The organism is Streptomyces sp. 6N223 (assembly GCF_052246635.1).
Lineage (GTDB): Bacteria > Actinomycetota > Actinomycetes > Streptomycetales > Streptomycetaceae > Streptomyces.
Genome location: NZ_JBQQCA010000003.1, coordinates 79,823 through 105,118 on the forward strand (window position 1 = coordinate 79,823; position 25,296 = coordinate 105,118).

Consider the following 25,296-nt stretch of genomic DNA (forward strand, 5'->3'; position numbering starts at 1 on the left):
GTGGATCCTTCACCGGGATCCACCCCCGTGCCCACCAGGAGGACGGTCACTCGGGAACGGCGATGCGCAGGAGCAGCTCATGGAGCGTCCGGCGTTCGGGCGTGTCCAGCGGGGCCAGGAGTTCGTCCATGACGCGACGGGCGGCGGCGTCGCTGTCGCGGAGGAAGGCCCGGCCGGAGTCGGTGAGGACGACGACGCGGCCGCGGCGGTCCGCCGGGTCCGGCCGCCGCTCGGCCAGGCCCAGCCGTTCCAGGTCGTCGACGAGGCTGACGATCGCACTCGGGTCGTAGCCGAGGCGGGCACTCAGTTCGCGCTGGAGGGCGCCGGGGACGGTGGAGAGATAGCGCATCAGCGCGTAGTGGCGCAGGCGCAGGCCCGACTCCTGCAGCGTGGCGTTGAACATCTGTCCCGCGCGCTGGCCGAGCCGGTAGAGGAGATAGCCGGTGTCGGAGTGGAGCGACCGCATCCACGGCTCCGCGGTGTCGACGGCGGCAGCGTCGGGGGTGTGCTTCCCGGGAGTGGCGCCCGGTCGGGCGGGGCTGATGGCTGCCTCCAGCGGTGACGGCGGGTGGTGACTGACCGTCGTGACCAGTCGTGATCAGGATGACCCAGAAGCATCATTGCAGCAACTATTGACGACAACAATTATTGCTCTTACCTTCCATGGTGCTGCTCCGGTGCTGTGCCCGCGCCGTACCCCGGAGGTTCCCCCATGCGCTCTCGTCTCACCGTTGCCCTCCTTGCCGCCGCGCTGGCGCTCGCCGCCCCGGCCTGCGGCGGCAGTTCCTCGTCCGGCGATGACGGAACGATCAGAATCGGCATGATCACCGAGCTGACCGGCCCGTTCCAGTCGCTGGGCACGGAAGCCCGCAAGGCCGCCGACCTGGCGGTCGACCAGATCAACGCCGACGGCGGCATCGACGGCCGGCGGCTGCAGCTGATCGTCGAGGACGCCCAGGGCAAACCGGAGCAGTCCGTTCTGGCGTTCAACTCCTTCCAGGACCAGGGCGTGACGGCCGTGCTCGGGTCGTCCTCCTCGCTCGTGGCCAGTGGCACGCTCCCGTCGGTGGACCGGGCCGAGATCCCGTACATCTCCCTCACCGCGCACGACTCCCAGGTGACGGAGGATCATCCGTACGTCTTCGCGGTCCCGGCGCTCTCCTCGGACTACGCCGAGGCGCTGCTCCGCTACTACCAGGACCAGGGCGTCACCCGGCTCGCGGTCGCCTACGACACCGAGACCCAGTACCCGCTGGAGGGTCACGAGGCGATGCGGGATCTGGCCGCCGAGTACGGCATCGAGATCGTGGCCACCGAGGAGACCCAGTACGACGCCGACGACTTCAGCCAGATCTTCACCCACGTCGAGGACTCCGACGCCCAGGCGCTCGTGGTGTGGATGAGCGGCGCCGGCGCCGTCACGCTCGTCAGGCAGTACGCCGACTCGGGCCTCGACATCCCGATCGCCTTCACCGGCTCGCAGGCCAGCGAGCTGTGGCTCGACCCGGCCGGGAAGGCCGCCGAGGGCGCCGTCGTCCCCAGCGCCGTCGGCGTGATCGGCGACCACCTCCCCGAAGGGGAGCAGAAGCGGGCGATCGACGAGGTGTCGGTGCCCTTCGAGGAGGAGTACGGCTACCTGCCGCCGCAGTTCGCCATGGACGGCTACACGGGGGTCAGGGTGCTCGCCGCCGCCATCGAACAGGCCGGCAGCACCGACCCCGGGGACATCCGCGAGGCGCTGGAGAGCCTGACCCTGACCACCCCCAACGGCACCTTCCGCTACAGCGCCGAGGACCACTCCGGCCTGTCCGCGGACTACGTCTCGGTGAACACCGTGGTCGATGGCGCTCTCGTGCCGACCGACTGGTCCATGCGGCTGCTGGAGCGGCTGGACCGGCCGGAGGGGGAGGCCCCATGACCGAGCCGCTGCTCCGGGCGACCGGGCTGACCCGCGCGTTCGGCGGCGTCCATGCCGTGGACGGCGTGGACCTGGCCGTCGCGCCCGGCCGCACGCTGGGCGTCATCGGCCCCAACGGCGCCGGCAAGTCGACCCTCTTCCACCTGATCAGCGGCCAGCTGCCACCCGACGGAGGCGAGATCCACTTCGCGGGACGGCGCATCGACCGGCTGGCGCCCCACGCCCGGGCCCGGCTGGGCATCGCGATCGTCTTCCAGGGTGCCCGCGTCTTCCACGGCATGTCGGTCGTGGAGAACGCGATGGTCGGCGCCCATGCCGCCACCGGGGCCGGCTTCGCGGCGGCCGCGCTCCGGCTGCCGCGTCACCGCCGCGAGGAGCGCGCGATCGCCGAGCGCGCGCGCGAGGCCGTCCGCCGGGTCGGCCTGGCCGGGTGGGCGGACCGCCCCGCCGAACTGCTGCCGCTGGGGCAGCAGCGCGCCCTCCAGGTGGGCCGTGCCCTGTGCTCCAGGCCGCGGCTGCTCCTGCTGGACGAGCCCGCCTCCGGGCTGCGGGCCGCCGAACGCGAGCGGCTCGTCGAGCTGATCGACGAGCTCCGCGCCGAGGGAGTCACCATCATGCTCGTCGAACACGACGTCGGCCTCGTCGGCCGCGTCGCCGACCGGGTCACCGTCCTCGACCTCGGCCGCGTCATCGCCGAGGGCACGCCGGAGGAGATCCGCACCGACCCGGCGGTCGTCACCGCCTACCTGGGTCCGGGACCCACGCGGGAAGGCGCGGCCCCATGAGCGGCCGGGCCGCCCCGGACGCGCCGCCCGTGGTCGAGGTGCGCGACCTGGTGGTCCGGCACGGCGCCGCCACCGCCCTGGACGGCGTGTCGCTGCACGTCGCCCCGGGCGAGATGGTCGCCCTGGTCGGACCCAACGGGGCCGGGAAGTCTACCCTGGTCGACACCCTCTCCGGCATCCACACCCCCGCCTCCGGCACCGTCGAGGTGCGCGGCCGCCTCGGTCATGTGCCCGAGGGACGGCAGATGTTCGGCGACCTCACGGTCGACGACAACCTGCGCCTGGGTGCCTGGCGCGTCCCCGGGCGGGGGCGGGCGCGCCGCGCCGCCCGCGACACCTCGCGGATCTACGAGATCCTGCCCGGCCTGGCGCGGCTGCGCGGGACCCGGGCGGGCCGCCTGTCGGGCGGCGAGCAGCAGATGGTCGCCGTCGGCCGCGCCCTGATGAGCCGCCCCCAGGTCATCGCCATCGACGAGCTGTCCCTCGGCCTCGCGCCCCTCATCGTGACCAGCCTCACCGAGCACCTGACCCGCCTCAACCGGGAGCAGGGCACGGCCGTGCTGCTCATCGAGCAGCACGCCCGGCTCGCCCTGGAGCTGTGCGGCAGGGCCTACGTCCTGGAAGCGGGCCGGATCACCGCCGAGGGCAGCGGCGCCGAGCTGTCGGCCAGCGCCGAGGTGGCCACCGCGTACCTGGGTGGTGCGAAAGGCGTGACGCCGTGAGCGAGTTCCTCGTCTACCTCGTCACCGGTCTGGGCACCGGCTGCGGCATCGCGCTGGTGGGCAGCGGCCTGGTGCTCATCCATCGCGTCACCCGTGTGGTGAACTTCGCCCAGGGCACCTTCGCCGTCCTCGCCGCGTTCACCGCCATCTCGCTCCTCGACGCCGGGGTGCCGCACGGCGCGGCCGAGCTGCTCGGCATCGCCACCGCCGCCGCCGTGGGCCTGCTGACCGGCGTGATCGCCATCGGCCGCCCCGGCACCTCGCCGCAGGCCTCGCTCATCGTCACCCTCGGCCTGAGCGTGTTCGCCTACGCCGTGGAGGTGCTGATCTGGGGCGACGAGAGCCGCTCGGCCGATGGCCTGTCCGGCACCGTCACGCTCTTCGGCGCCCGCGTCCAGAACCACTACCTGCTCATCCTCGCCGTCGCGCTGGCGCTCTTCGCCGCCCTGGCCGTTCTCCTGGATCGCACCGACACCGGCAAGGCGCTGTCGGCCTGCTCCTCCAACCCCTACGCCGCCAGGGTCGTGGGCATCTCGGTCACCCGGATGGGACTGCTGGCCTTCGCCGTCGGCGGCGGCCTCGGCGGCCTGGCGGGGGTGCTGCTCATGCCCACGCGCGCGATGTCGTTCGACTCCGACGTCTCACTGATCATCAACGGCTTCGCGGCGGCGATCGTCGGCTCCCTGCACCACGTCGGCCGCACCCTGGTGGGCGCGCTGCTGCTCGGCGTTGTCCAGGCGATGGTTGCCGGCTACGGCTACGCCGCCTACCAGACGGTGGTCGCCCTGGGCCTGATCCTCGTCCTGCTGATGTGGCAGTCGACCCGCACTCCCGGCGTCCTGGCGGAGGCCGGGTGACGCCCGCCCCCAGCTCGCGTAGCAGAGAGGCAGCACGCATGAACACCGTTGGTCCGGGCCAGGAGCGGGCCGCCGCACCGCCTCCCAGCGGCGCGGCCCGCTCCCCCGCACGAGGTCACCGGGCCGGGCAGGGCAGGCGGCCGGTCCTCATCGCCGCAGCGGTGGCCGCCGCCACCCTGGCGCTCCCGCCCCAGCTGGACAGCAGCCAGCTGTCGGTGTACATCCTGCTCGGCCTGTCCGCGATGGTCGCCGTCGGGCTGACCCTGCTCATGGGCTACGCCGGGCAGGTGTCCATCGGCCAGGGGGCGTTCTACGCGATCGGGGCGTACGCCGCCGCGCTGCTCGGCACCCACGACGTGCCGCCCCTCCTCGCCCTGGCCGCCGCGCCCCTCGCGGCCGCCGCGTGCGCCGCCGTGATCGGCGGGCCGCTGCTGCGGCTGCGCGGCCACCAGCTGGCGTTCGCCACGATCGCCGTGCAGCTCATCCTGATCTCGCTGCTCGGCGAGTGGGAGTGGGCCGGCGGGTCGATCGGCGTGTCGGGCATCCCGCTGCTGTCCATCGGCGGCTTCGAGTTCGACGAGGACCTTCACTACGCCTACCTGACCTGGGCGGCCGTCGTCCTCGTCGTCCTGGCCGCCCACAACATCACGGCCTCCCGCGTCGGCCGCGCGCTGCGCGCGCTGGCCACGAGCGAGACCGCGGCGAGCGCCAGCGGCGTGCCCGTGACGGGCTACAAGGTGGCCGTCTTCACCCTGGCCGCCGCGTTCGCCGGACTCGCCGGCGGAATCTTCGCCTTCTACATCGGCTACATCGCCCCGCACTCCTTCCCCGTGCTGCTGTCCGTCGAGTACCTGGTCATGGTCGTCGTCGGGGGACTCGGCTCCCTGTGGGGCGCGCTGCTCGGCGCGGCCGCCATCACGCTGCTGGTGCAGGTGCTGGGCGACCTCGCCACGATGCCCGGCATGCCCGCGACCGCGCCGGTCATCTTCAGCTACGCGGTCTACGCCACGCTGCTCATCCTCGTCGTGCTGTTCCTGCCCCGTGGGCTCGTGTCCGTGCCGTCGCGGGCGACGCGTCTGCTGCGGGGCGGGCGGACCTAAGGAGTTGTCGCCGTGTCCCATCCCCCCAGTGATTCTTCCCCTGCTTCCGCTGGTTCCTCTGGTTCCGCTGCTTCCGCTGGTTCCTCCGCCGCCATCGATCTCGCCGGACGGGTGGCCGTGGTCACCGGCGGCGGCCGGGGCCTCGGCCGCGCCTACGCCGAGGCGCTCGCCGCGGCCGGCGCGTCCGTCGTCGTCAACGACGTGGACCGGGACACCGCCGCTGAGACCGCCGCGGCCATCGCCGAGAAGGGCGGCAGGGCCGTGGCCGAACCGGCCGCCGTCGGCACCGCCGAGGCGGCCGAGCGCCTGGTGGCCCGCGCCGTCGCGGAGTTCGGCCGGCTGGACGTTCTCGTCGCCAACGCCGGCGTGCTGCGCGACCGGGTGCTGTGGAAGATGACCGACGACGACTTCGACACCGTCATCGCGGTCCACCTCAAGGGGACCTTCACCTGCGCCCGCGCCGCCGCCATCCGCATGCGCGAGCAGGGCGAGGGCGGCACCATCATCCTGGTCGGATCCCCGGCCGGGCAGCGCGGCAATTTCGGCCAGACCAACTACGCCGCCGCCAAGGCCGGCATCGCCGCCATGGCCCGCACCTGGTCCATGGAACTGGCCCGCGCCCGCATCACCGTCAACGCCGTCATCCCGGTCGCCGCGACCGCCATGACCGACACCATCCCGGTCTTCGCCCCGTACATCGAGGCGATGCGCAACGGCGAGCCGCTGCCGGCCTTCCTGCGGGCGGGCGAGGGCTTCGGCACCGTCGAGGACTGCGCCGCCCTCATCCCGTTCCTCGCCTCCGACGCCGCGCGCGACGTCACGGGCCAGTGCATCGGCATCGGCGGAGACAAGCTCACGCTGTGGTCGCATCCGCAGGAGATTTCGACCGCCTTCGCGCACGGCGGCTGGACGCCGGAGGCGATCGCCGATGCCTGGCACACCTCCGTCGGCGCCGAGCCGCAGAGCGTCGGCATACCCGCGCCCAGGGCCCCGGAGGCACGGTGACGAGCACCCCTCGCCTCGACGACCTGGTCGCCATCGACGTCCACACCCACGCCGAGGTCTCGACGACGACCGGACGCACCTCGCTCGACGAGAAACTGCACGCGGCCTCCTCGGCCTACTTCGGGGTGACGGACCGGCACCGGCCGACACTGGAGGAGATCGCCTCCTACTACCGCGAGCGCCGGATGGCCGCCGTCGTCTTCACCGTGGACGCCGAGCACGCCACCGGCACCGAGCCGGTGCCCAACGAGGAGGTCGCCGAGGCCGCCGCCGCCAACCCCGACGTCCTGATCCCCTTCGCGTCCGTCGACCCCTTCCGCGGCAGGGCGGGCGTGAAGCGGGCCCGGCGCCTGGTCGCGGAGTACGGGGTCAGGGGATTCAAGTTCCACCCCAGCCTTCAGGGCTTCTTCCCCAACGACCGGGCGGTGGCCTACGAGCTGTACGAGGTGATCGAGGAGACCGGCACCATCGCCCTGTTCCACACCGGCCAGACCGGTATCGGCGCCGGCGTGCCCGGCGGCGCCGGCATCCGCCTGAAGTACTCCAACCCCCTGTGCGTCGACGACGTCGCCGCCGACTTCCCCGACCTGAAGATCATCCTGGCGCACCCGTCCTTCCCCTGGCAGGACGAGGCCCTGGCGGTCGCGACCCACAAGCCGGGCGTGCACATCGACCTGTCGGGCTGGTCACCGAAGTACTTCCCGCCGCAGCTCGTGCGCTACGCCAACTCGCTGCTCAAGGACAAGGTCCTCTTCGGCTCCGACTATCCCGTCCTGACCCCCGACCGCTGGCTGGCCGACTTCGCGGAGCTCGACATCAAGGACGACGTCAGACCACGCATCCTCAAGGACAACGCCGCCCGGCTCCTCGGTCTCACCCGCTAGCTCACCCATCAGCCCACTCGCAAGGGAGGTGTCACCGATGCGCAACGAGGGACTGGGATCCTGGCCGGCGCGCCGCGCCCGCATGTCCCCTCGCCGCACCGCGCTCGTCCACGCCGACCGGCAGATCAGCTACGCCGAGCTGCACGAGCGCACCAACCGGCTCGCCCACGCCCTGCGCGACCTCGGCGTGGGCCACGGCGACCGCGTCGCCTATCTCGGGCCCAACCACCCCTCGTTTCTGGAGACGCTCTTCGCCACGAGCGCGCTGGCCGCGGTGTTCGTCCCGCTCAACACCCGCCTGGCCGCCCCCGAGATCGCCTACCAGCTGCGAGACTCCGGCGCCACGGCCCTGGTGTACGCGCCGTCTCACGCCACGCTCGTGGACGAACTGCGCGGCACCGGCACCGATGTGCGGACGTACCTGGGCGTTGGTTCCGCGTACGAGAGTCTGCTGGCCACGGCGTCCGCCGAGCCGATCGACGAGTGGGTGAAGCGGGACGACACCTGCCTGATCATGTACACCTCGGGCACCACGGGCTCGCCCAAGGGCGCCATGCTCACGCACGGCAACCTGACGTGGAACGCCATCAACGTCCTCATCGACCTCGACCTCGCCGCCGACGAACGGGCTCTGGCCGCCGCGCCCCTGTTCCACTGCGCGGGGCTGAACATGCTCGCCCTGCCCGTCCTGCTCAAGGGCGGCACGTGCTTCCTGGTCGAGTCCTTCGATCCCGGCGTTGTGCTGAACCTGATCGAGCAGCACCGCATGACGCTCCTGTTCGGTGTGCCCACCATGTATGACCTGATGGCCCGCCACGCCCGCTGGGCCCAGGCCGACCTGTCCTCGCTGCGCACGCTGACCTGCGGCGGCTCGTTCGTCCCCGCCGCTCTCATCGCCGCCTACCGGGAGCGAGGGCTGGCCCTCCAACAGGGCTACGGGATGACCGAGGCCGCGCCCGGCGCGCTCCTCCTCGACCGCGAGCACGCCGTCGCCAAGGCCGGCTCGGCGGGCGTCCCTCACTTCTTCACCGAGATACGGGTCGTCCGGCCCGACCTCACCCCGGTCAGTACCGGTGAGACGGGCGAGGTCCTGATCAGCGGCCCCAACGTGATGACCGGATACTGGCGGCAACCCGACGCGTCCGCGGCCTGCTTCGCCGACGGCAGCTGGTTCCGCAGCGGCGACGCCGCCCGCGTCGACGACGACGGCTACGTCTACATCGTCGACCGCATCAAGGACGTGATCATCTCGGGCGGCGAGAACGTCTACCCCGCGGAGATCGAGAACCTGCTGCTGACCCACGCCGACATCGTCGACTGCGTCGTGATCGGCACGTCCGACGACACCTGGGGAGAGGTGCCTCGCGCGGTCGTTGTCCCCCGCGAGGGCGTGGACCTCGACCCGGCCGCCGTGCTCGCCTCGCTGGCCGGGCGCCTGGCCAGGTACAAGATCCCCAAGTCGGTCATCATCGTCGACGAGCTGCCGCGCACCGCCAGCGGCAAGCTCCTCAAGCCCCGTGTCCGTGAGCTGTACGGCACGCGCTGACCACCAAGGAGGACCTGAAATGGGCGTCACCGTCAACGGCCTGGACGAACTGAAGGAGCTCGCCGGGCGTTCCCTGGGCGTCAGCGAGTGGATCGAGATCACCCAGCGGCGGATCGACACCTTCGCCGACGCCACCGGCGACCACCAGTGGATTCACACCGACCCGGACCGGGCCAGGCGCGGCCCCTTCGGCGCCCCCGTCGCCCACGGCTTCCTCACCCTGTCCCTCTTCATCCCCCTCTTCACCGAACTGCTGGACGTCAAGGGCGTGACCAGCAAGGTCAACTACGGCCTCAACCGGGTCCGCTTCCCCTCGCCCGTGCCGGTCGGCTCCCGCCTCCGGCTGGCCGCCGTTCTCGCGTCCGCCGAGGACGTACCCGGCGGCGTCCAGATCGTCGTCGACGGGACGATCCAGATGGAGGGAAGCGACAAGCCGGCCGCCGCGCTGCAGAGCATCACCCGCCTCTACGCCTGACGCCCGCCCACCGCGTCCCCGGAGATGTACGATTCCGCCGACCGGACCGGGGCACACCGTGGGAGGGCAGTGGACGCGCCAGACGATGGCAACGGGCACGTCCCGCGTCCCGAGACGCTCCTGCTCGCCCTCGTGGGCGATCAGGTGCTCGGCCATGACGTGGCCGTGTCGACCGGCAGCCTCATCGCGGTGCTGAACCGGCTGGGCGTCGGCGAGCACGCCACGCGCGCCACGGTGGCCCGCATGGCGCGGCGCGACCTTCTGCGGTCGGTACGCCGGGGCCGTGAGGTGTTCCTCGGGCTGACGCCGCGCGCGGTCGAGGTGCTGCGCGACGGCCAGCGCAGGCTGGAGGCCGATGTCGTCGACCGGGACTGGGACGGCCGCTGGACGCTGCTGGCGTTCTCGGTGCCGGAGACGCGGCGCGCGGACCGCCACGCGCTGCGGACCCGGCTGGGCTGGGAGGGCTTCGCGCCGCTGCGCAGCGGAGTGTGGGTCTCGCCGTGGGACACCGACGTCTCGCCCGCTCTGGCCGAGCTCGACCTGCTCGACCACGCCGAGGTTTTCCGGGCCGAGGCGGCGCTGTGGACCGATCCCGCGCGGATCGCCCGGGAGGCGTGGGACCTGCCCACGATCGCCGAGGGCTACCGGCGTTTCCTCGACCGCTGGTCCGACAACGCCTTCCGCGACCTCGACGAGCTGTCGCGGCGCACTCTGCTGACCGCCGAGTGGCTGCTGCTGATCCGTCAGGACCCGCGGCTGCCGCTCGCTCTGCTGCCGCCGGAGTGGCCGGGGCTGCGGGCACAGGAGCTGTTCCGCGCCCTGCAGTCGCAGCTGGTCGGCACCGCGGACGAGCTGGCCGCGGCGTGGCTTGCGACCATCCCGGACCCTTGAGGCACGGCACCCTTCGGCCAATGCTGGACAGCTCATAGACGGTCGTCGGAGATACGTCTAACGTTCTCCTGGGGGCTGCATCTCACAGGAGGCAGCATGACTCGCTTGAGAGCCGCACTCGCCGCCATTGCCAGCGGCCTGCTGATCACCCTCGCCGGCTTCGCTCTCCCGACATCGGCATCCGCCGCCGAACTCGTCGAGGTGACCGACTTCGGCGACAATCCCGGCAATCTGCAAATGCACGTGTACGTTCCGGATTCCGCTCCCGCCAGCCCGGCGATCGTCGTCGCCATGCACGGCTGCGGTGGCAACGGCCCGGGCTTCGCCGGGTCCAGCGAGTTCAACGGGCTGGCCGACCAGCACGGCTTCATCGTCATCTACCCGACCGCGACGAAGCAGACGGCGATGGGCAACTGCTTCGACGTGTGGTCACCGGAGTCCAAGACCCACGGCGGCGGCAGCGATCCCGCGTCGATCGTCTCGATGGTCACCTACGCCGAGCAGCAGTACGGCGGCGACCCCGAGCGGGTCTTCGCCACGGGCAGTTCGTCCGGCGGCATGGAGACCCAGGCCCTGCTCGCCGTCTACCCGGACGTGTTCAAGGCCGGGGCGTCGTTCATGGGGGTTCCGTTCACCTGCTTCGCGAACGAGGCCGACTTCCCGCCGCAGACCAGCCAGTGCGTGAACGGCAGCATGGACAAGACCCCGCAGGAGTGGGGTGACGCCGTCCGCGGGGCGTACCCGGAGTACACCGGGCCCCGCCCCCGGGTCCAGCTGTGGCACGGCACCGCGGATCCCCTCGTGCCGTACCAGCTCCAGCAGGAAGCGGTCGAGCAGTGGACCGACGTGGCCGAGCTGAGCCAGACCCCGACCTCGTCGGACCAGCCGCAGCCCGGCTGGATGCGCGACCAGTTCGCCGACTCCGGCGGCACCGTGCAGGTCGAGGCCATCAGCGTCGAGGGCGCCGGCCACAGCCTGCCCATGAGCGGCATGGCCGCCGCGGCCATAGCGTTCTTCGGCATCGACGGCGCCTGACCCGGCCCCGGGGCGGCGGGCCAACACCCACCGGACCGCCGCCCCGGGGCACGAGCCGTCACGCGGCGGGCGGTCCGACGGAGTCGCGGACACGCACCCGGCATGGGAACCCGGTGCAGGCGGGTCGACCCGCCAGAAACAATGGCTGGTCGGCCTACCGGGAGTGTACGGCGGCCTCCAATGCCTCGTGGACGGTCTTCGCGGGGTGGCCGATGGTGGCTTCCAGCGTGGGGTTGGTGGTGTTGAACTCGCCATTGCGGGATGCGGCGAACATCCTCAAGGAGAACTCCGCGGCCGGCCGCGGCATCCCGCCGGCGACTGCTGCGGATGTCCACTCGTTGTCGTCCATGACGACTCGGGTGATGGTCCGGCCGGTGATGCGGCTGAGGATGTCGGCAACGTCGGCGAAGTCCAGCGCGTGGGGGGCTGTCAGCGGCGGCGTGATCCCCTCGAGTGCTCCGTCTTCGGTCAGGGCGGAGGCCGCGGCTTCTGCCAGGTCCTCGTGTGCCGTCCAGGACACCGGGCCGTCCTGCGGCACGGCGAGCGTGCCGGTCTCCAGTGCCGCGCCGATGTAGTAGCCCAGGGTCGAGGCATAGAACCCGTTGCGAAGGGCGGTGAAGGGGACTCCTTGCTGCTTGAGGTGCTCCTCGGTGGCCGCGTGGACCTTCTGCGGAGGGAAGAGCGACGTGGGAGAGGCGGCCTGGTGGCTGGTGTACACGATGCGTCGGGCGCCCGCTTCCCGTGCCGCGTCGATGGCCGCGCTGTTGGCGGTCAGCGCGCCGCCGCCTCGGATGGCCGCGGAGACGACCAGGACGCGCTCGGCACCCTCGAAGGCGTGCTTGAGACTGCCGGGTTCGGTGAAGTCCCCCGCCCGGACTCGGACGCCGCGCTCGGCGAGGTCGGCGGCCTTGCCCACGTCGCGCACGCTGACACCGATCCTGCCGGCCGGTACCCGCTCCAGCAGGCGGTTGACGATCAGCGCCCCGAGGCGGCCGGTGGCTCCCGTGACAATCAGCATCGGTGGCTCCAGTCTGATGATGTTTCCAACGGAACTGAAGTAATGGTATCACTGATAATTCCATTGGTTGCGCCCGTGTGAGATCATCCGGAGACTGGGCGGCTGGACCGTATCTTCACACAGGCCACCCGTGCGGAGAGGTGGCAATATCATCGATAACATCACCTGTCACGCATGGGCGATACCATCGTCTTCATGGCACCGAACACGCAGCGGCGAGACATCACCCGGGACCGCATCGTGAAGGCTGCGGCCGCCCTGCTGCGCGACCAGGGTCCGGCCGCGGTGACCACGCGCCGCGTGGCTCACGAGGCCGGGCTGCAGCCTCCTGCTCTCTACCGCTTCTTCCAGGACAAGGACGACCTGCTGGATGCCGCCGCGGAGCATGTCTTCGCCGAACATGTGGCGAGCAAGCAGACCACCGCGCCCTCGGACGACCCTGTGGAAGACCTCCGCGCCGGATGGAACACGCAGATCAGCTTCGGCCTGGCCAACCCGTACGTCTACGGCCTGCTGCTCGACCCGGCCCGCGCACGCGACACCCCGGCACAGGTCAAGGGTGTGCAGATCCTTGCCGAGCGGGTGCACAGAATCGCCGCCGCCGGGCGGCTTCGGGTGAGCGAGGAACGCGCCGTCAACCTCATCCGCGCAGCGGGGGCCGGAACCGTCCACACCCTGCTGACCCTGCCACCAGAGCGAAGCGACCCGCACCTGGCCGACGCCGCCTTCGACGCGATCGCTCGCGCCATCCTCGCAGATGAGCCCGCTGTCCCCACCCAGGACCCGGCAGCCGTCGTTGCGGCCTTCCGCACCCTCCTGCCGAAACTGACCAGCCTCAGCAAAGCTGAGGCCGCACTTCTCGACGAGTGGCTGCAACGCTGATCCACCACCGCGCTACGGCCCTGGCCACGATGGCAAGGTATTCGACCACCACTTCTGGAAACCAGACCGAGGCACGCACACTGTCCCGTGCCCGGACCTCCGAAAGCGCCTCGTGAGTGTTGCTGTGACCGGAGGCCCTCACGCGGCAAGAGCGGGTCTGCCGCCCCAGCGGATTCCCCTCTCACTGCGGATGTCGGCGCGTTCGCGTCGTTGAACGGCGAGGACATCGGTGTGGTGGGAGTTGGCGACGGTGAACTGCCGCAGCGGCGCGAAGTGGGCCTCGATGGGGTTGGCCCGAGGCGCGTAGGTCGGGGTGAAGCACAGCTCGACCCGGTTCTTCTTCGCCCAGCGGCGGATCTACTCGCCTTTGTGGGCGGACAGGTTGTCCAGGATGACGTAGATCGGGGCGCCGTCCGGTCGGGCTGCGCGGATCGACTTCAGTGCGATCAGGGTGTTCGCGGTGCCCTTTCCGCGGCAGTTGACGCCCCACAGGGTGTCGTCGCCGACCGAGTAGCAGCCATGGAAGTAGAGAATGCCGTGGGTGCGGTGGAAGGTGGCGGGGTGCCGCTCCGGTGTCCTTCCTCGGCCCAGCAGGACCCGGCAGTGGGGCGGATGCCGAGCGGCCCGAACTCGTCGAACGCGAAGGCCCGGTCAGGGAAGCGTTCCAGGACCTGCTCGCTGCGGTCGAGCTTGGCGTCGCGGTCGGGATCCGGGGGACTCCTTCCAGGTCTTGGTGCGCTGGAAGGTGATGCCGCAGCGGGCGAGACACCGTAACGCCTCGCGGCCGATACGGATGACGCGCCCGTGCGTTTTCCGCAGGTAGGCGGCGAGTTTGCCGATGGACCAAGGGGTGAAGGGCTGGCCGAGCTTGGCCGGGCGGGTGGTGGCCGTCTGCACGACGAACGCGATCGAGAGCGTGAACGCCCGCATCCGCCGGGCGGTCGAGGCCAGCGGCAACCCCGGATCGGTCGCCGGAGGCAGGTCGCCGTGGTCGACGGCTCGCTGGAAACCGCTCTCGGACGCGGGAGCAGCCGTTGTTACGCCAGGCGAAGAGAAGGCCACGGACTCCACGCCCGGAGTCGTCGGGGAGACAGGGCCTGGACGTCCTGTTGGCGAACGCGTCCGTCGCCGCGTTCGCGACCCTTGAGCAGGTCACCGAAGAGCACTTCGACACCCTCTTCGGCATCAACGTCCGGGGCACGCTGTTCACCCCCCGATCGTTCTCCCGGACCTGGGCCAACGAACTCAAGGGTCGCGGCATCCGGGTCAACACCATCACGCCAGGACCGACCGATACCCCAGCACCTGGCGACGCGTGCGCCGCTAGGTCGGCTCGGGTGCCCAGAAGAGATCGCCGCCGCCTGGCTGGCCGTGTTCGCCCAAGCGGGCGAGCCCGGCAGCCTCGCTGAGCGATCATCGTCCGTCCGAGAAGTCCGATGAAGGTGGGATCGACGAGTCCTGGTTATCCCGCCACACGAGGATCATCCTGAGAGCATGGAACGCAACGACCTCGCAGACTTCCTCCGACGCCGACGTGCGCTGCTCCAGCCGGAGAACGTCGGTGTTCCGGCCTGGGGGCGGCGTCGGACGCCGGGGCTTCGACGCTTCGAGGTCGCCCAGCTCGCCGGCATGTCACCGGACTACTACGCCAGGCTCGAGCAGGGACGCGGCCCGCAACCGTCGGTCACGATGCTCACCGCGTTGGCCCGCGCGCTGCGGCTGACGATCGACGAACGCGACCATCTCCTGCGCCTCGCCGGTCACCACGCTCCGCCTCGCATCGGTGGCGACGAGCACGTCAGCCGCGGCCTCCTCCGGCTGCTGGACGGGGTACAGGGCCTGCCCGCCCTGGTCGCCTCCGACCTGAACATCGTCCTCGCCCAGAACCCGATGGCGGATGCCCTGGTGGGGAAGCAGACCCACTTCCGCGGCCTCGCCCGCAGCTGCACCTACCGGTGGTTCACCGACCCGGAGATGCGCGGGCGTTATCCCGCCGAGGACCACGAGCACGAGAGCCGTGCGCAGGTGGACGACCTGCGGGCGACGCTCGCGGTCCGCCCGGCGGATCCCGTGCCACGCACGCTGGTCGGGGCGTTGCGCGCGGAGAGCGGGGAGTTCGCCGAGCTCTGGGCCCAGCACGACGTCGCGGTCCGTCGCAGCGACCGCAAGCGCATCCTGCACCCCGCGGTCGGGCTCATCGAGCTGGACTTCGACATCCTGGCGACGGCCCGGCAGGACCAGCGCCTGATCGTGTACTCACCCGCCCCGGGCAGCGCCGCGGTCTCCCAGCTGGAGCTGCTGGCCGTGCTCGGCCAGGAACGCTTCGCCCCGTCCGGGACCACCGACCCACGCGGCGAAGCGCGAACGGACCGGCACCCCCCGGGCTAGCCCGGCACCGTCGGCACGCACACCGACGGCCCCACGCGGGCCGCCGGGCGCCCCGTCCTGCCCGGGAGACCCTCCCCATCCCACACGACCGAAGGGAAGACCGTCATGTCCCCCCAGCGACCCACCGGGCTGCGGCGGCGCGCCACCGCGCTCGGCCTCGCCGCCCTGCTCGCCGCGGCGACCGCGGGCCCGGCGGCTGCCCCGGCGGCCCTCGCGGCCACCCCGACGCACCCCGACCACGCTGCCGGCACCTGCCTGGGCGACGTACTCGTCCTCGCCCACTTCGACCGGGCCGCGGGCCAGGTCGCCGAGAGCATCGCCCTGGAACCTGGTGGCGGCGTGGTCATCGGCATGATCCCCGCCCGCCAGATGGTGCGGGTCGCGCGGGACGGGGCCGTCCAGGCACTCGCCACCCTGCCGCTGCCTCCGGGCGGCGGCGGCACGACCCCGGTCGTCGGGAGCCCTGTGGTCACCGGGGTGGCCCGGTCGGACAGCGGCGCCCTGTACGTCCTCTACTCCTCCGGGCGGGGCGGGCTGACCGGGATCTGGCAGGTCAGTCGCTCCGGTGAGCCCCGGCTCGTCGTGCCGCTGCCTGCCGACACATTCCCGAACGCCCTGGTCATCGACGGCAGGCGGGACCGATTCCTGGTCACCGACTCCACCGGCGGGCGCATCTGGCAGGCCCCGCTGCGCGGCGGAGCGGCGTCCGTGTGGTCGGCGGACCCGGCCCTGGCGCCCGGTGGTTTCTTCGGCGCCAACGGCATGAAGATCCACGACGGCGCGGTGTGGGCGAGCAACTCCGACCGCGGCACCATCGTCCGCATCCCGGTGACCGGGGACGGCGGCTCCGGCCGCGCCGAGGTCCGGGCCACGGGGCTGGAGGGCATCGACGACTTCGACTTCACCGGTCGGGGCACCGAGATCCTCGCCGCGATCAACCAGAGCAGCAAGCTCGTACGGGTGAGCGCGGACGGCGCGCAGGAGACCCTGCTGGACTCCGAGGACGGCATGCAGGGGACCACGGCCGTGGCCGTTCGAGGAAATCGGGCCTATGTGACCAACGGCGCCAACCTGGCCGGGAACGACCCGACCCTGATGCTCGCGGAACTGCGGCGGTGCTGACGCGTCTCCGCGGGTCCGGGCGCCTGTGACGCCGAACCGCTTTCAGCCGGCGTCGGTGATCTCGACGGCGGCGATGCCGGAGCTGGTGGGGGTGTAGATCCGCTGTCCGTGGGCGAGCGGGCGGTGGAGGTGGACGTCGCCGTTGCCACTGCTTCGGCGCTGCCGATTTCCACGTCCCACAGGGGTCGCCATTGGTGTCGACGGCGTGGAGGTGGGCGGCGGGCGCACGTAGACGGTCGTGCCCAGGGCGGTGGGAGCGGACGGCTCACCGCCCGGCTCGTAGGACCAGAGCGGAGAGCCCTGCGCTGGTCGCCAGGAGGGCGTTGCCGACGGGTGCGAACGCCGTGGTTCCGGCCGTCTTCGCGATCAACGGGTGGTTCAGCTCATCCAGCGGGACCGTTACCGCGGGCAGGGGGATGCCGAGGTCCTCGCGAAGACAGCGCAGGGTCGACCAAGGTGATCGCACTACGATGCCGCCGACTGAGTCGATCTCCTCGGACGCCAGCCCGGTCGGCACCATCACGTCGGCTATTTCAGCAAGCCAGCTTTCGGTCACCCGACAGGAATTCGACTCTTCATTTCAATTCTCTGTGGAGAATTAACAATCTCGCCTTTAATTGACATTCGGAGGTTTCGCGCTGTCTTGTTGCTCGCGTTCGGAACGGACTGCGGCCACCAAGGCCCGCGACTTCTTGGCTCCGATGCCCATGCGCTTCCTCAGCGTCTCGGCGGAGATCGGCCTCTGTAGCGCCTCGCGGTGACGGGCGTCCTCCCAACGCGCGCGCTGCAAAAGTTCGGGGTCAATCCCGGCAGTCTTCTCGTGCCTGACGCGGCTCTCTCGTTCAGCAACGATACGAGGCCGCGTCGCACGAGGCGCTGGCGCGTTGACCCGCGCATCAACGTCAGACTCCGTCTTCTTCTCCGCGGCCCTCCCTGTCGTGCTGATCGCCTGGAGCAAGCCGGGCCCGACCTCTGCCCAGCCGATGAGCAGCAGCGGCCCCACCGCGTCGAAGGCCGCTTTGCCGTACTCCTCCGCCAGTAGCGGTTCGGCCACGTTCAATGCCAACGTCATCACGCTGGCCAGGATCAGCAGACGGCGGGCGGGGCGTATCTGTTCACGCGACGCACCGTTCAACGCCAGGTACCGGACCCCAAGCAGCAATCCGAGGACTGAAAGGTCCACGGCTGGCGCGACCAGCGGGGCGACATAGGCAGGCACCCCCAGCCGCAGTCCCAGCGCCAGCACATTGCCGAAGCCGAACAGGAACGTCAGCCGATCACCGCTCCCATGATCGCCGTCACGCAGCGCAGGGCCACCTTGTGCTCAAGGGATGCCATCGGTGCGGCTCCGCCGCGCGATGATGCGGAGACAACCATTACGCTCCCCCTTTCACCACCGCAGGCTGGAACCGCCCCTCGATCACCAGGCGGCCAGGCTGAATTCGCAGGTCAGGGGTGCGACCATCTTCGTGGCGTCCCCTCAGGGACTCGAACCCGCGCACATCTAGTAGCGGGAAACTCAACCATCCGATCAGCCGACATCGCGGGTCCTCGGCAGATGGGTAGCATGTCGCACGATCAGCGCGTCTGCGCAGGTCAGCGGGAGTGTGACACGACCACCCCTTTGTTGCGGCTCCTGCCGGGGGCGCACACACAGATGGGAAGCGAAACCCCGCCAGCCGGGGCGGTGGGTCCATGGCTTCTTCAGCGGTGCGTACGGTGGCGTCGAGCGTGTCTTCACAGATGATCACTCGGCAGCGGGTACTGTTCGTGTGTTTGTCGGCACGCTGGCGGCCTCCAGCCGGTGCTCGATGAGCGTGCCGAAGTACGTGCGCCGCGCTACCCGCTCGATGGAACTCGCAGATGACCGCATCGAAGTGGTGCTCACCCCGCTCCGCCAGCGCGAGCAATCCTGGATGCCGCCGTCCCGGGGCACGGGGATGTCGAAACGTTCGTGGCCACGCCCGTGCCCGCGCGCGGCCAGGTACGGCCGATGAACATCAGCCGTGTCAGCGCACCGGAAGCACCTCCTCCCCCGCTTTTGGCCCCACCCGTTCGGGTTCTGGTTCCTGGGTTTCGAGCGGCCGCAAGAAGCCGTCCGGGTGCGTCTCCGTTGCTGTTGAACCCATGTCATGATTCCAGCACGATCTGTCGCTGGAGCCCCCGCAGCGCGTCCGCTCCTCCTCACCGATGGCGAGAACGACGTCGAACGTCACCGAAGGTGCCTGTGACCAGCGAAATCGTCGTGGAGCACAGCTCCGACCGGACGAAGAGCGGACCCCCCGCTCGGCCCCCTCATCCGCGTGGTTTTCGCCACCGATCTCGGCCCTCACAGCGACCGCGTCCATCGATTCCGGACAGCCTGAATGAGGCCCGGCACCCAGACGTGGGGGTGCGGGACGGTGGGGTGGTTCGTTGGAAACCGGGAGGCGTTGGTGGCGAGAGACGTTCCCGAGGTTGGGTCGGTGAGGGGACATGTGGGGTTGCGCCCGAGGGTCCGGTGCGGCGTGTGCTGACACCTCCTAAAGAGAAGGTGTGGCCCCAGCAGCGGCGGCACCACGGAGGAACGACGCCGCCCCGGGCGCGGGACCGGTCAGCGCGGCGCGTATCCGCTCCCCCGGCACGCCGGGGAACGCCGGGCGTAGAGGGCGGGGGTGGACTCGACGCCGTCGAGGGGTGGTGGTCCCGGGGCGGATAGGGCGTTGGTGGGGGACGGAACGGCTGTCAGTGCCCCGCGCGCGGCGCCGGGCGCGGGGGCGGGGCCGTGCTCTCCCGCATCACGACCTCGGGGCGCTCGGAGGAGAACCGCCTGTTCGAGGTGGCGTTGACCGCGCCCATCAGCAGCGCGAAGCCCCGCTCGCCGAGCCCGAAGAAGTCCTGCCGGACCGTCGTGATCGCCGGCGTCCACAGCGCGGCGAGCGGGTGGTCGTCGAAGCCGACGACGCTGACGTCCTCCGGGGTGCGCCGCCCGGCGTCGGCGAGGCCGCGGATCACGCCCATGGCGAGCTCGTCGTTCCCGCAGAACACCGCCGTCACGTCCGTCTCCGCCGCCAGCTCGCGGCCGGTCTCGCGGGCGGCGTGCGGCGACCACGTCGCGGCCAGCGGCGGCGGCACGGGCGCGCCCGCCGCGCGCAGGGCGCGGCGCCAGCCCGTCGTCCGCCCGTCGCCCTCGCGCCGGGAGGGCGGGACCGGGAGGTGGTGGACGGTGGCGTGCCCCAGCCGGAGGAGATGGCTGACCAGCTCCTCGGCGGCGCCCGCCTCGTCGAGCACCGCCTGCCGTACGCCGGTCTGCCGTACGCCGGAGAGCGCGACGACCGGCAGGTCGGGCGGCATCCGGCGCAGCGCCCGCACGCCCGGCGGGTCGAACTTGAGGACCACGGCCCCGGCGATCGCCTGGGTGAGGACGAGCCGCAGGGCGCGGCCGACCTCCTCCTCGTCCGGGCTCTCGACCACGATGATCGCGACCGCGAAGCCCTCGGCGCGCGCAGCCGCCTCCACACCCCTGATCGTCTCCGCGTAGCCGTACTTCGACGTGTCGCCCGCCACGACGGCGATCGCCTTCGGCCGGCGGGAGGCGAGGATGCGGGCGGCGGCGCTGGGGCGGAAGCCGAGCGCGCTGACCGCCGCCTCGACGCGTTCCCGCTTCAGGGGGGAGACCCGGGCGGCGCCGGAGAGCACCCGCGAGACCGTCGGCACGGACACGCCGGCCAGCTTCGCCACATCGGCCATGGTGGCGGGGCGTTTCACCTCGGCCGTCCCGGCGGCGGCGCGGCGTCGCGAGTCCCTCTCCGAGTCCATGTCCGAGTCCCTCTCCACGTCCATCTGAAAACGCTATCAGCACGCGTCTTGAAAGCGCTATCAAACCGCTGTTACCGTTCACATCCCGCGCGACCCGCCCATCCACTCGCACACGTTGGGACGATTTCGATGAGGAAATCCCTGAGACGGCTGGCCGTTGCAGCGACCACGGCCGCGGCCACCACGGCGGGGCTGATGCTCGTGCCTCCCCAGGCCACGGCACAGGCGCCCGACGTCCTCGCCGTCGACTTCGCCACCCCCACCGGGGCGTTCCGCGGCGGCGCCAGCGGCACGCTCTACGGCTTCGGCGACGACGGCTCCCCGACCCAGGCTGTCGTCGACGGCGCGCACATCACCAACTCCTCGCAGAAGCCGCCCGAGGGCCTGCAGCACCCGAGCGGCGACGTGCTCGACCTGGAGGACGGCTTCTTCAACCAGCACGGCCGCGAACTGGCCGTCTACCTCCAGGACTTCTACCCGGACTGGCCCTACCACGAGGGCGTCCGCCCGGCGGACGAGAGGACCTACGACCAGTCCGACGGCTCCTGGACGCAAGGCGGCAACGGCACCTGGGACTACCTGGAGGTCGTGCGCTACACGGTCACCCGGATCGCCACCACCTCCGACCACCCCGGCGAGTACCTCTTCGTCCTCTTCAACGAGCCCGACGGCATCTGGTACCAGGACTGGCCCGCGATGAAGGACCGATTCTTCGCCGACTGGACCGCGGTGTACGGCCTGGTCCACGAGATCTACGACGAGGTCTTCGGCGACGCCGTCGAGCCCCGCGTCGGCGGCCCCGGCCACTCCCGCTGGTACGGCTCGGCCGAGCCCGCCGACCGGCAGCGCGAGGCGGACTTCCTGGCGTTCGCCGCCGCGAACGACGTCCTGCCGGACACCTACATCTGGCACGAGCTCGGCGGCACCAGCCCCGACCCGTTCTACACCCACGTCCGCGAGTACCGCGCGCTGGAGGACGAGCACCTCGGCGCGGACGTGGATCTCCCCATCACCATCAGCGAGTGGGGCACGCTGCAGAACATGAGCTCGCCCGGCAGCATCGTGAGGTGGTTCGCGGCCTTCGAGGAGGAGAAGGTCGACGCCCAGACCGCCTACTGGAACTACGCCGGGAACTTCTCCGACAACATGGCCCGTGCCAACGGCGCCAACGGCGGCTGGTGGCTCTTCAAGCTCTACGGCGACCTCGCGGCCGAGGGCTCCCAGACCGTCCAGGTGACGCCGCCGAACCCCGACGACCCCACCTCACTCCGGGGCATCGGCGCCATCGACGAGGCCAGCCGCAAGGCGAGCATCCTCTACGGCGGCACCAACGCCGACGTGACGCTCGACGTCGGCGGCCTCGACCCCGCGCTGTTCGGCAGCAGCGTCGACATCGAGGTCCGGGAGATCTCCCTGACGGGGCAGGAGGGCATCCAGGGCACGCCACGGCTGGTCCATGCCCAGGAGGGCGTGCAGCTGGCCGCCGACGGCACGCTGGCCGACCTCACCCTCCCCACCCGTGATGAGGACTCCGCCTACCAGGTCCTCATCACCCCACGCCAGGCGCGCGACGTCGCCGCGACCCTGGACGGCCAGGCCTGGAGCACCACCGTCGAGGCCGAGAGCACGGCGCTGACGCAGGCGAGCGTGCGGAACGCCGGCGAGCAGGAGTTCCAGGCGTCGGGCGACGCGGACGTGGCCGACTTCAACCAGGCAGGCTCGCGCTCGGAGTTCACGGTCGACGTGCCCCGCGATGGCACGTACCGCCTCCAGGTCATCGGCTCCGCCCCGGCGCCCGGCCGCCACGCCCTGTTCGTGGACGGCGAGTTCGGCGGGATCGTGCAGTACTCCGCCGACCTCGCGAGCACGCGCGGCAAGTGGATCTACCGGGGCAGTGCCGAGGCGGAGATCGAGCTGCCGGCCGGCGAGCACCAGCTGTCGCTCCGCGCGAGCCGCGACGGCACCACCGCGTTGCCGGGCAGCGACATCACCCTCGACAAGTACGTCCTCGCGGACGTCACGGGCGGGGAGCCGACCGTCTACCCCGCCAGCACCATGCGGCTGGAGGGCGGCGCCCAGCTGGCGTTCGGCAACGGCAACGGCAGCGGCGAGACGGCCGGAACCGCGCGGATCGCCGGGGACGGGCAGGGCGCGAAGCTGTACGCGACCGCGTGGGAGTCGGGCTATCACGACGTCGCCCTCGACTACGTCAGCTCAGCGGCGACGAGCGGCGAGCTGAGCGTGAACGGGGTGGCGGCCGGGTCCTTCCAGGCGCCCCGGGCGGGGTCGTGGACCTCGACCGCCCGCGTGTACCTCTCCGAGGGCATCAACGAGCTCGCGATCAGCTCGGGCAGCGGCCTCAACCTCGCGGCCCTCACCACCACCCGTAACGAGCAGGCCGACGGCTCGGCCGCCGTCACCGTGGAGGCCGAGGACGGCACGCCGCACGGCGCGGCCGAGGTCACGACGCTGCCGGACGGCTCGGGCACCAACGCCTCGGGCGGCGCCTTCGTCGGCTCCCTCGGCAACGACACGGCCGAGGCCGCCAACACCCTGGAGATCGCCCGCCGGGACGGCTTCGACGAGCCGGGCCGCTACACCGTCGTCGTGCGCTACGCCAACGCGGAGCTGTCGGGCGACCATCCCTACAACCCGCAGGTCGTCGACCGTGGCCTGCAGATCTCCGAGGCCGGTGCCGAGGGGTACGCGGGCGAGGGGATGTTCCGCAACAACCACCACTGGGACAGCTTCTGGGAACGCTCGGTCAGTGTGACCCTGTCCACCGCCGACGGCGCCCTCACCTTCGGCAACGACCAGCCGGAGGCCTTCGCCCCGAACATCGACGCGGTGACCATCGCACCGGTGACGGCGGGCGCCTTCGAGACGGCCGCCTCGTAGCCCAGTGGCCCCGTGCCCGCCCGGCGGCCACCGCCACCGCCGCCGGGCGGCCACTTTCGCCCTCGATCGTCGATAGTCGATCCTCATTCCCGCAAAGGGCCAACACCGACCCCGCCCGCAGCCTCACCGACGGCCACATCGGCCTCCAGAACCACGGCCAGGACGACACGGTGTCCTTCCGCGACATCCGCGTCAAGCAGCTGACCGGCCGGGGGAGGGCCTGTCGGCGGCGGGTGACATCACGTTCCTGCACGATCTTCGTGCAGGGGTGAGCCGGAGTCCGGAAGGCCTCTCAGCTGGCCCGGCCCAAGGTCACGGTGCGGGATCCGGGTGCGAAGTCACCGAAGGACTGTTGCCAGGACTCACCGGGCCAGTAGTACGTCACACGGCCCTCGACGGGCCGGTAGCGGGCTGTGTAGAGCGTTCTCGACCCCTGCTCGTCGACGGATCGATACAGCGGCGGCTTCAGCATCGCCGCCACGTCCGCGCCCGCGGCGCGAATGGCGCGCAGCCGCTCCTGCGTCCGCATGGCCCGCTCCTGCTCGTCGGTCACCGGCAGGTGCTGGTGATTGGCGGCGCAGGCATCCGGCGCCACCGTCGGCGACATGTCCGGCCCCACGAACACCGTCACCGCCTTCGCGGGATCGACAAGGGTGAGGTTCTGGGGGACGGCGACCGGCAGGGACCGCAGCCTGCCGACCGCCTCATCGACGGTGTCGCAGGTCTCCAGCAGGTAGCGCACCACGATGAGAATGGCGAAGCCACGTCCGTAGACGGAACGTCCGCCCCAGGTGAGCGAGACCGCGAGACCGGCGTCGTTCATCCCGTCCAGCAAGCCCCACAGCACGTCCTGCATCCCGATCACGGGGCGCAGGAAGCAGGAGGAGACGATGGTCCCCTCGCACTGATCAGGCCGTAAGTCATAGTTGCGCAGCAGAGTGCCGTTCTGGCCGATCTGGGTGCAGGACGGGGAGAACGGCCGCAGTGCCGCGTGGGTGAGGAGGACTTCCGCCTCGGGCCGGTCGAGTTGGCCGGCCAGGCGGTCCAGAACCGGGACCAGTTCCGGCATGTGCGCATGGAACAGCGCCCGAACACGATCCGCGCCCTCCGGAGTCCTGCCCTCCTCGGTCAGCAGGCCCTCCATCTCCTGCCACAGGGCCCGGGCGTAGGCGGCCCACCGCCCGTCGCCGCCGTCGCCGACCTCGATCGCCTGGAAGGTCATGTGCTGTTGCCGCATGGCTGCCACTCCCCCTGTGAGAATCGGACGAGGCGAGGGCAACCTAGCCAATTGGGCAGGTATTCACCAGGTGGCCGCGATCGGCGACGGCCAGGCGCTGGATCTGATGAAGCCGCTGAATGAGCGTGGCCGATTCCATCCCTCGGTGTCTGGGCACCGGTGGTGGCATCAGGTGCGGGAGATCGTCACCGCGCACGGCCCGGGGTGGATGATCCCGGGCCGGCGGCGGTCGGCCTGCTGGTCAGCTGGCCATGCCGGCGAACTGGCCGGGCTGGTAGGAGCCTCCGGGGTTGCGGACGATCACGTTGAGCCGGTTGTTGGCGTTGATCATGGCGATCAGGGAGACCAGCGCGGCAATCTGATCGTCGTCGTAGTGCTCGCGTACTCGGTTCCAGGTCTCGTCCGAGACCCCCTGGTGGGCGTCGGCGATCCGGGTGCCCTCCTCGGTGAGGGCCAGCGCCGCGCGCTCGGCGTCGGTGAAGACCGTGGACTCCCGCCAGGCGGCGACCAGGTTGACGCGGACCGCGGTTTCGCCGGCTGCCGCGGCGTCCTTGGCGTGGTAGTCGACGCAGAAGCCGCAGCCGTTGATCTGGCTGGCGCGCAGCATCACCAGGTTCTGGGTGGCCTGGGGCAGCGGCGAGTCGGCGATCGCCAGAGCGACGTTGTAGATCCGCTTGGCGATCTTGGCGCCGAGGTCGTTGGCCAGCAGGTTGAATCGGGGTTCCATGGTGTGTG

The 25,296-nt window shown here is 71.1% G+C and carries 23 protein-coding genes and 3 pseudogenes; 17 read left to right on the top strand and 9 right to left on the bottom strand.

What is annotated here, in order from left to right; translation table 11 throughout:
- Positions 1-46 precede the first annotated feature (46 nt).
- Positions 47-466, bottom strand: coding sequence for a MarR family winged helix-turn-helix transcriptional regulator (locus ACTWQH_RS03310; RefSeq protein ID WP_443284756.1), 420 nt, complete (start codon positions 464-466; stop codon positions 47-49).
- Between the two features lie 246 nt (positions 467-712).
- Here ACTWQH_RS03310 and ACTWQH_RS03315 point away from each other — a divergent pair, with 246 nt between their 5' ends.
- The 11 genes from ACTWQH_RS03315 to ACTWQH_RS03365 all read left to right on the top strand — a co-directional run bounded on the left by ACTWQH_RS03315 (position 713) and on the right by ACTWQH_RS03365 (position 11,218).
- On the top strand, positions 713-1,918 hold the full coding sequence (locus tag ACTWQH_RS03315) for an ABC transporter substrate-binding protein (protein ID WP_443284757.1): 1,206 nt from the start codon (positions 713-715) through the stop codon (positions 1,916-1,918).
- A complete protein-coding gene (locus ACTWQH_RS03320) occupies positions 1,915-2,703 on the top strand; it encodes an ABC transporter ATP-binding protein (RefSeq protein WP_443284758.1) in 789 nt (262 codons plus the stop codon). Before ACTWQH_RS03315 ends, ACTWQH_RS03320 begins: the two co-directional genes overlap by 4 nt.
- Complete coding sequence (locus ACTWQH_RS03325) at positions 2,700-3,425, top strand: ABC transporter ATP-binding protein (RefSeq protein WP_443284759.1); 726 nt, start codon at positions 2,700-2,702, stop codon at positions 3,423-3,425. Before ACTWQH_RS03320 ends, ACTWQH_RS03325 begins: the two co-directional genes overlap by 4 nt.
- The gene (locus ACTWQH_RS03330; protein WP_443284760.1) at positions 3,422-4,282 is read left to right on the top strand and encodes a branched-chain amino acid ABC transporter permease; all 861 of its coding nucleotides are present in this window, start codon (positions 3,422-3,424) and stop codon (positions 4,280-4,282) included. Before ACTWQH_RS03325 ends, ACTWQH_RS03330 begins: the two co-directional genes overlap by 4 nt.
- 38 nt (positions 4,283-4,320) lie before the next feature.
- Entirely contained in the window at positions 4,321-5,382 is a 1,062-nt protein-coding gene (locus ACTWQH_RS03335) for a branched-chain amino acid ABC transporter permease (RefSeq protein WP_443284761.1), read from the top strand.
- A gap of 111 nt (positions 5,383-5,493) precedes the next feature.
- Positions 5,494-6,387 carry an SDR family oxidoreductase gene (locus ACTWQH_RS03340; protein WP_443284762.1) on the top strand — a complete coding sequence of 298 codons (894 nt, stop codon included), beginning with the start codon at positions 5,494-5,496 and terminating at the stop codon, positions 6,385-6,387.
- Positions 6,384-7,271: an amidohydrolase family protein gene (locus tag ACTWQH_RS03345; RefSeq protein WP_443284763.1), complete on the top strand. Its 888-nt coding sequence runs from the start codon at positions 6,384-6,386 to the stop codon at positions 7,269-7,271. The genes ACTWQH_RS03340 and ACTWQH_RS03345 overlap by 4 nt, the downstream gene beginning before the upstream one ends.
- 37 nt (positions 7,272-7,308) lie before the next feature.
- On the top strand, positions 7,309-8,817 hold the full coding sequence (locus tag ACTWQH_RS03350; protein ID WP_443284764.1) for an acyl-CoA synthetase: 1,509 nt from the start codon (positions 7,309-7,311) through the stop codon (positions 8,815-8,817).
- Positions 8,818-8,836: 19 nt separating this feature from the next.
- The gene (locus ACTWQH_RS03355) at positions 8,837-9,292 is read left to right on the top strand and encodes a MaoC family dehydratase (protein WP_443284765.1); all 456 of its coding nucleotides are present in this window, start codon (positions 8,837-8,839) and stop codon (positions 9,290-9,292) included.
- A 69-nt stretch (positions 9,293-9,361) separates the two neighbouring features.
- On the top strand, positions 9,362-10,183 hold the full coding sequence (locus tag ACTWQH_RS03360) for a PaaX family transcriptional regulator (protein WP_443284766.1): 822 nt from the start codon (positions 9,362-9,364) through the stop codon (positions 10,181-10,183).
- 96 nt (positions 10,184-10,279) lie between these two features.
- Entirely contained in the window at positions 10,280-11,218 is a 939-nt protein-coding gene (locus ACTWQH_RS03365; RefSeq protein ID WP_443284767.1) for an extracellular catalytic domain type 1 short-chain-length polyhydroxyalkanoate depolymerase, read from the top strand.
- A gap of 154 nt (positions 11,219-11,372) precedes the next feature.
- Here ACTWQH_RS03365 and ACTWQH_RS03370 read toward each other — a convergent pair whose 3' ends face one another.
- The gene (locus ACTWQH_RS03370) at positions 11,373-12,236 is read right to left on the bottom strand and encodes an NmrA family NAD(P)-binding protein (RefSeq protein ID WP_443284768.1); all 864 of its coding nucleotides are present in this window, start codon (positions 12,234-12,236) and stop codon (positions 11,373-11,375) included.
- Between the two features lie 174 nt (positions 12,237-12,410).
- On the opposite strand from ACTWQH_RS03370, the gene ACTWQH_RS03375 reads away from it, so the two are divergent.
- Complete coding sequence (locus ACTWQH_RS03375) at positions 12,411-13,118, top strand: TetR/AcrR family transcriptional regulator (protein WP_443284769.1); 708 nt, start codon at positions 12,411-12,413, stop codon at positions 13,116-13,118.
- A gap of 138 nt (positions 13,119-13,256) precedes the next feature.
- On the opposite strand, the pseudogene ACTWQH_RS03380 reads toward ACTWQH_RS03375, so the two are convergent.
- Positions 13,257-14,021 (bottom strand): annotated as a pseudogene (locus ACTWQH_RS03380) (IS630 family transposase); the annotation flags it as partial.
- Between ACTWQH_RS03380 and ACTWQH_RS03385 the strand changes: the two are divergent.
- The 4 genes and pseudogenes from ACTWQH_RS03385 to ACTWQH_RS03400 all read left to right on the top strand — a co-directional run.
- Positions 14,008-14,265, top strand: a pseudogene (locus ACTWQH_RS03385) (hypothetical protein); the annotation flags it as partial. The pseudogenes ACTWQH_RS03380 and ACTWQH_RS03385 overlap by 14 nt on opposite strands.
- Positions 14,210-14,558 (top strand): annotated as a pseudogene (locus tag ACTWQH_RS03390) (SDR family oxidoreductase); the annotation flags it as partial. The pseudogenes ACTWQH_RS03385 and ACTWQH_RS03390, both read left to right, overlap by 56 nt.
- Before the next feature lie 54 nt (positions 14,559-14,612).
- Positions 14,613-15,506, top strand: a complete 894-nt coding sequence (locus ACTWQH_RS03395) for a helix-turn-helix transcriptional regulator (RefSeq protein ID WP_443284770.1) — start codon at positions 14,613-14,615, stop codon at positions 15,504-15,506.
- 105 nt (positions 15,507-15,611) lie between these two features.
- Positions 15,612-16,628: a hypothetical protein gene (locus ACTWQH_RS03400; protein ID WP_443284771.1), complete on the top strand. Its 1,017-nt coding sequence runs from the start codon at positions 15,612-15,614 to the stop codon at positions 16,626-16,628.
- 42 nt (positions 16,629-16,670) lie between these two features.
- Here ACTWQH_RS03400 and ACTWQH_RS03405 read toward each other — a convergent pair whose 3' ends face one another.
- From ACTWQH_RS03405 to ACTWQH_RS03420, 4 genes are all read right to left on the bottom strand, one after another.
- Positions 16,671-16,808: a hypothetical protein gene (locus ACTWQH_RS03405; protein ID WP_443284772.1), complete on the bottom strand. Its 138-nt coding sequence runs from the start codon at positions 16,806-16,808 to the stop codon at positions 16,671-16,673.
- An 85-nt stretch (positions 16,809-16,893) separates the two neighbouring features.
- Complete coding sequence (locus tag ACTWQH_RS03410) at positions 16,894-17,184, bottom strand: hypothetical protein (protein ID WP_443284773.1); 291 nt, start codon at positions 17,182-17,184, stop codon at positions 16,894-16,896.
- A gap of 57 nt (positions 17,185-17,241) precedes the next feature.
- Positions 17,242-17,874, bottom strand: a complete 633-nt coding sequence (locus tag ACTWQH_RS03415; RefSeq protein ID WP_443284774.1) for a DUF2637 domain-containing protein — start codon at positions 17,872-17,874, stop codon at positions 17,242-17,244.
- 1,478 nt (positions 17,875-19,352) lie between these two features.
- A complete protein-coding gene (locus tag ACTWQH_RS03420; RefSeq protein ID WP_443284775.1) occupies positions 19,353-20,450 on the bottom strand; it encodes a LacI family DNA-binding transcriptional regulator in 1,098 nt (365 codons plus the stop codon).
- A 105-nt stretch (positions 20,451-20,555) separates the two neighbouring features.
- Here ACTWQH_RS03420 and ACTWQH_RS03425 point away from each other — a divergent pair, with 105 nt between their 5' ends.
- Positions 20,556-23,324: a hypothetical protein gene (locus tag ACTWQH_RS03425; RefSeq protein ID WP_443284776.1), complete on the top strand. Its 2,769-nt coding sequence runs from the start codon at positions 20,556-20,558 to the stop codon at positions 23,322-23,324.
- A gap of 292 nt (positions 23,325-23,616) precedes the next feature.
- Here the strand turns inward: ACTWQH_RS03425 and ACTWQH_RS03430 are convergent, their stop codons facing one another.
- The gene (locus ACTWQH_RS03430) at positions 23,617-24,561 is read right to left on the bottom strand and encodes a C45 family autoproteolytic acyltransferase/hydolase (RefSeq protein ID WP_443284777.1); all 945 of its coding nucleotides are present in this window, start codon (positions 24,559-24,561) and stop codon (positions 23,617-23,619) included.
- A gap of 241 nt (positions 24,562-24,802) precedes the next feature.
- Positions 24,803-25,288, bottom strand: a complete 486-nt coding sequence (locus ACTWQH_RS03435) for a carboxymuconolactone decarboxylase family protein (protein ID WP_443284778.1) — start codon at positions 25,286-25,288, stop codon at positions 24,803-24,805.
- Between the last annotated feature and the right edge of the window lie 8 nt (positions 25,289-25,296).

What these genes read in the sequence shown, in the direction of transcription:
- ACTWQH_RS03310 (WP_443284756.1), bottom strand. Translation starts at nt 466, where the DNA reads ATGCGGTCGCTCCACTCCGACACCGGCTATCTCCTCTACCGGCTCGGC.
- ACTWQH_RS03315 (WP_443284757.1), top strand. Translation starts at nt 713, where the DNA reads ATGCGCTCTCGTCTCACCGTTGCCCTCCTTGCCGCCGCGCTGGCGCTC.
- ACTWQH_RS03320 (WP_443284758.1), top strand. Translation starts at nt 1,915, where the DNA reads ATGACCGAGCCGCTGCTCCGGGCGACCGGGCTGACCCGCGCGTTCGGC.
- ACTWQH_RS03325 (WP_443284759.1), top strand. Translation starts at nt 2,700, where the DNA reads ATGAGCGGCCGGGCCGCCCCGGACGCGCCGCCCGTGGTCGAGGTGCGC.
- ACTWQH_RS03335 (WP_443284761.1), top strand. Translation starts at nt 4,321, where the DNA reads ATGAACACCGTTGGTCCGGGCCAGGAGCGGGCCGCCGCACCGCCTCCC.
- ACTWQH_RS03350 (WP_443284764.1), top strand. Translation starts at nt 7,309, where the DNA reads ATGCGCAACGAGGGACTGGGATCCTGGCCGGCGCGCCGCGCCCGCATG.
- ACTWQH_RS03355 (WP_443284765.1), top strand. Translation starts at nt 8,837, where the DNA reads ATGGGCGTCACCGTCAACGGCCTGGACGAACTGAAGGAGCTCGCCGGG.
- ACTWQH_RS03365 (WP_443284767.1), top strand. Translation starts at nt 10,280, where the DNA reads ATGACTCGCTTGAGAGCCGCACTCGCCGCCATTGCCAGCGGCCTGCTG.
- ACTWQH_RS03370 (WP_443284768.1), bottom strand. Translation starts at nt 12,236, where the DNA reads ATGCTGATTGTCACGGGAGCCACCGGCCGCCTCGGGGCGCTGATCGTC.
- ACTWQH_RS03375 (WP_443284769.1), top strand. Translation starts at nt 12,411, where the DNA reads ATGGGCGATACCATCGTCTTCATGGCACCGAACACGCAGCGGCGAGAC.
- ACTWQH_RS03395 (WP_443284770.1), top strand. Translation starts at nt 14,613, where the DNA reads ATGGAACGCAACGACCTCGCAGACTTCCTCCGACGCCGACGTGCGCTG.
- ACTWQH_RS03400 (WP_443284771.1), top strand. Translation starts at nt 15,612, where the DNA reads ATGTCCCCCCAGCGACCCACCGGGCTGCGGCGGCGCGCCACCGCGCTC.
- ACTWQH_RS03420 (WP_443284775.1), bottom strand. Translation starts at nt 20,450, where the DNA reads ATGGACGTGGAGAGGGACTCGGACATGGACTCGGAGAGGGACTCGCGA.
- ACTWQH_RS03425 (WP_443284776.1), top strand. Translation starts at nt 20,556, where the DNA reads ATGAGGAAATCCCTGAGACGGCTGGCCGTTGCAGCGACCACGGCCGCG.
- ACTWQH_RS03430 (WP_443284777.1), bottom strand. Translation starts at nt 24,561, where the DNA reads ATGCGGCAACAGCACATGACCTTCCAGGCGATCGAGGTCGGCGACGGC.
- ACTWQH_RS03435 (WP_443284778.1), bottom strand. Translation starts at nt 25,288, where the DNA reads ATGGAACCCCGATTCAACCTGCTGGCCAACGACCTCGGCGCCAAGATC.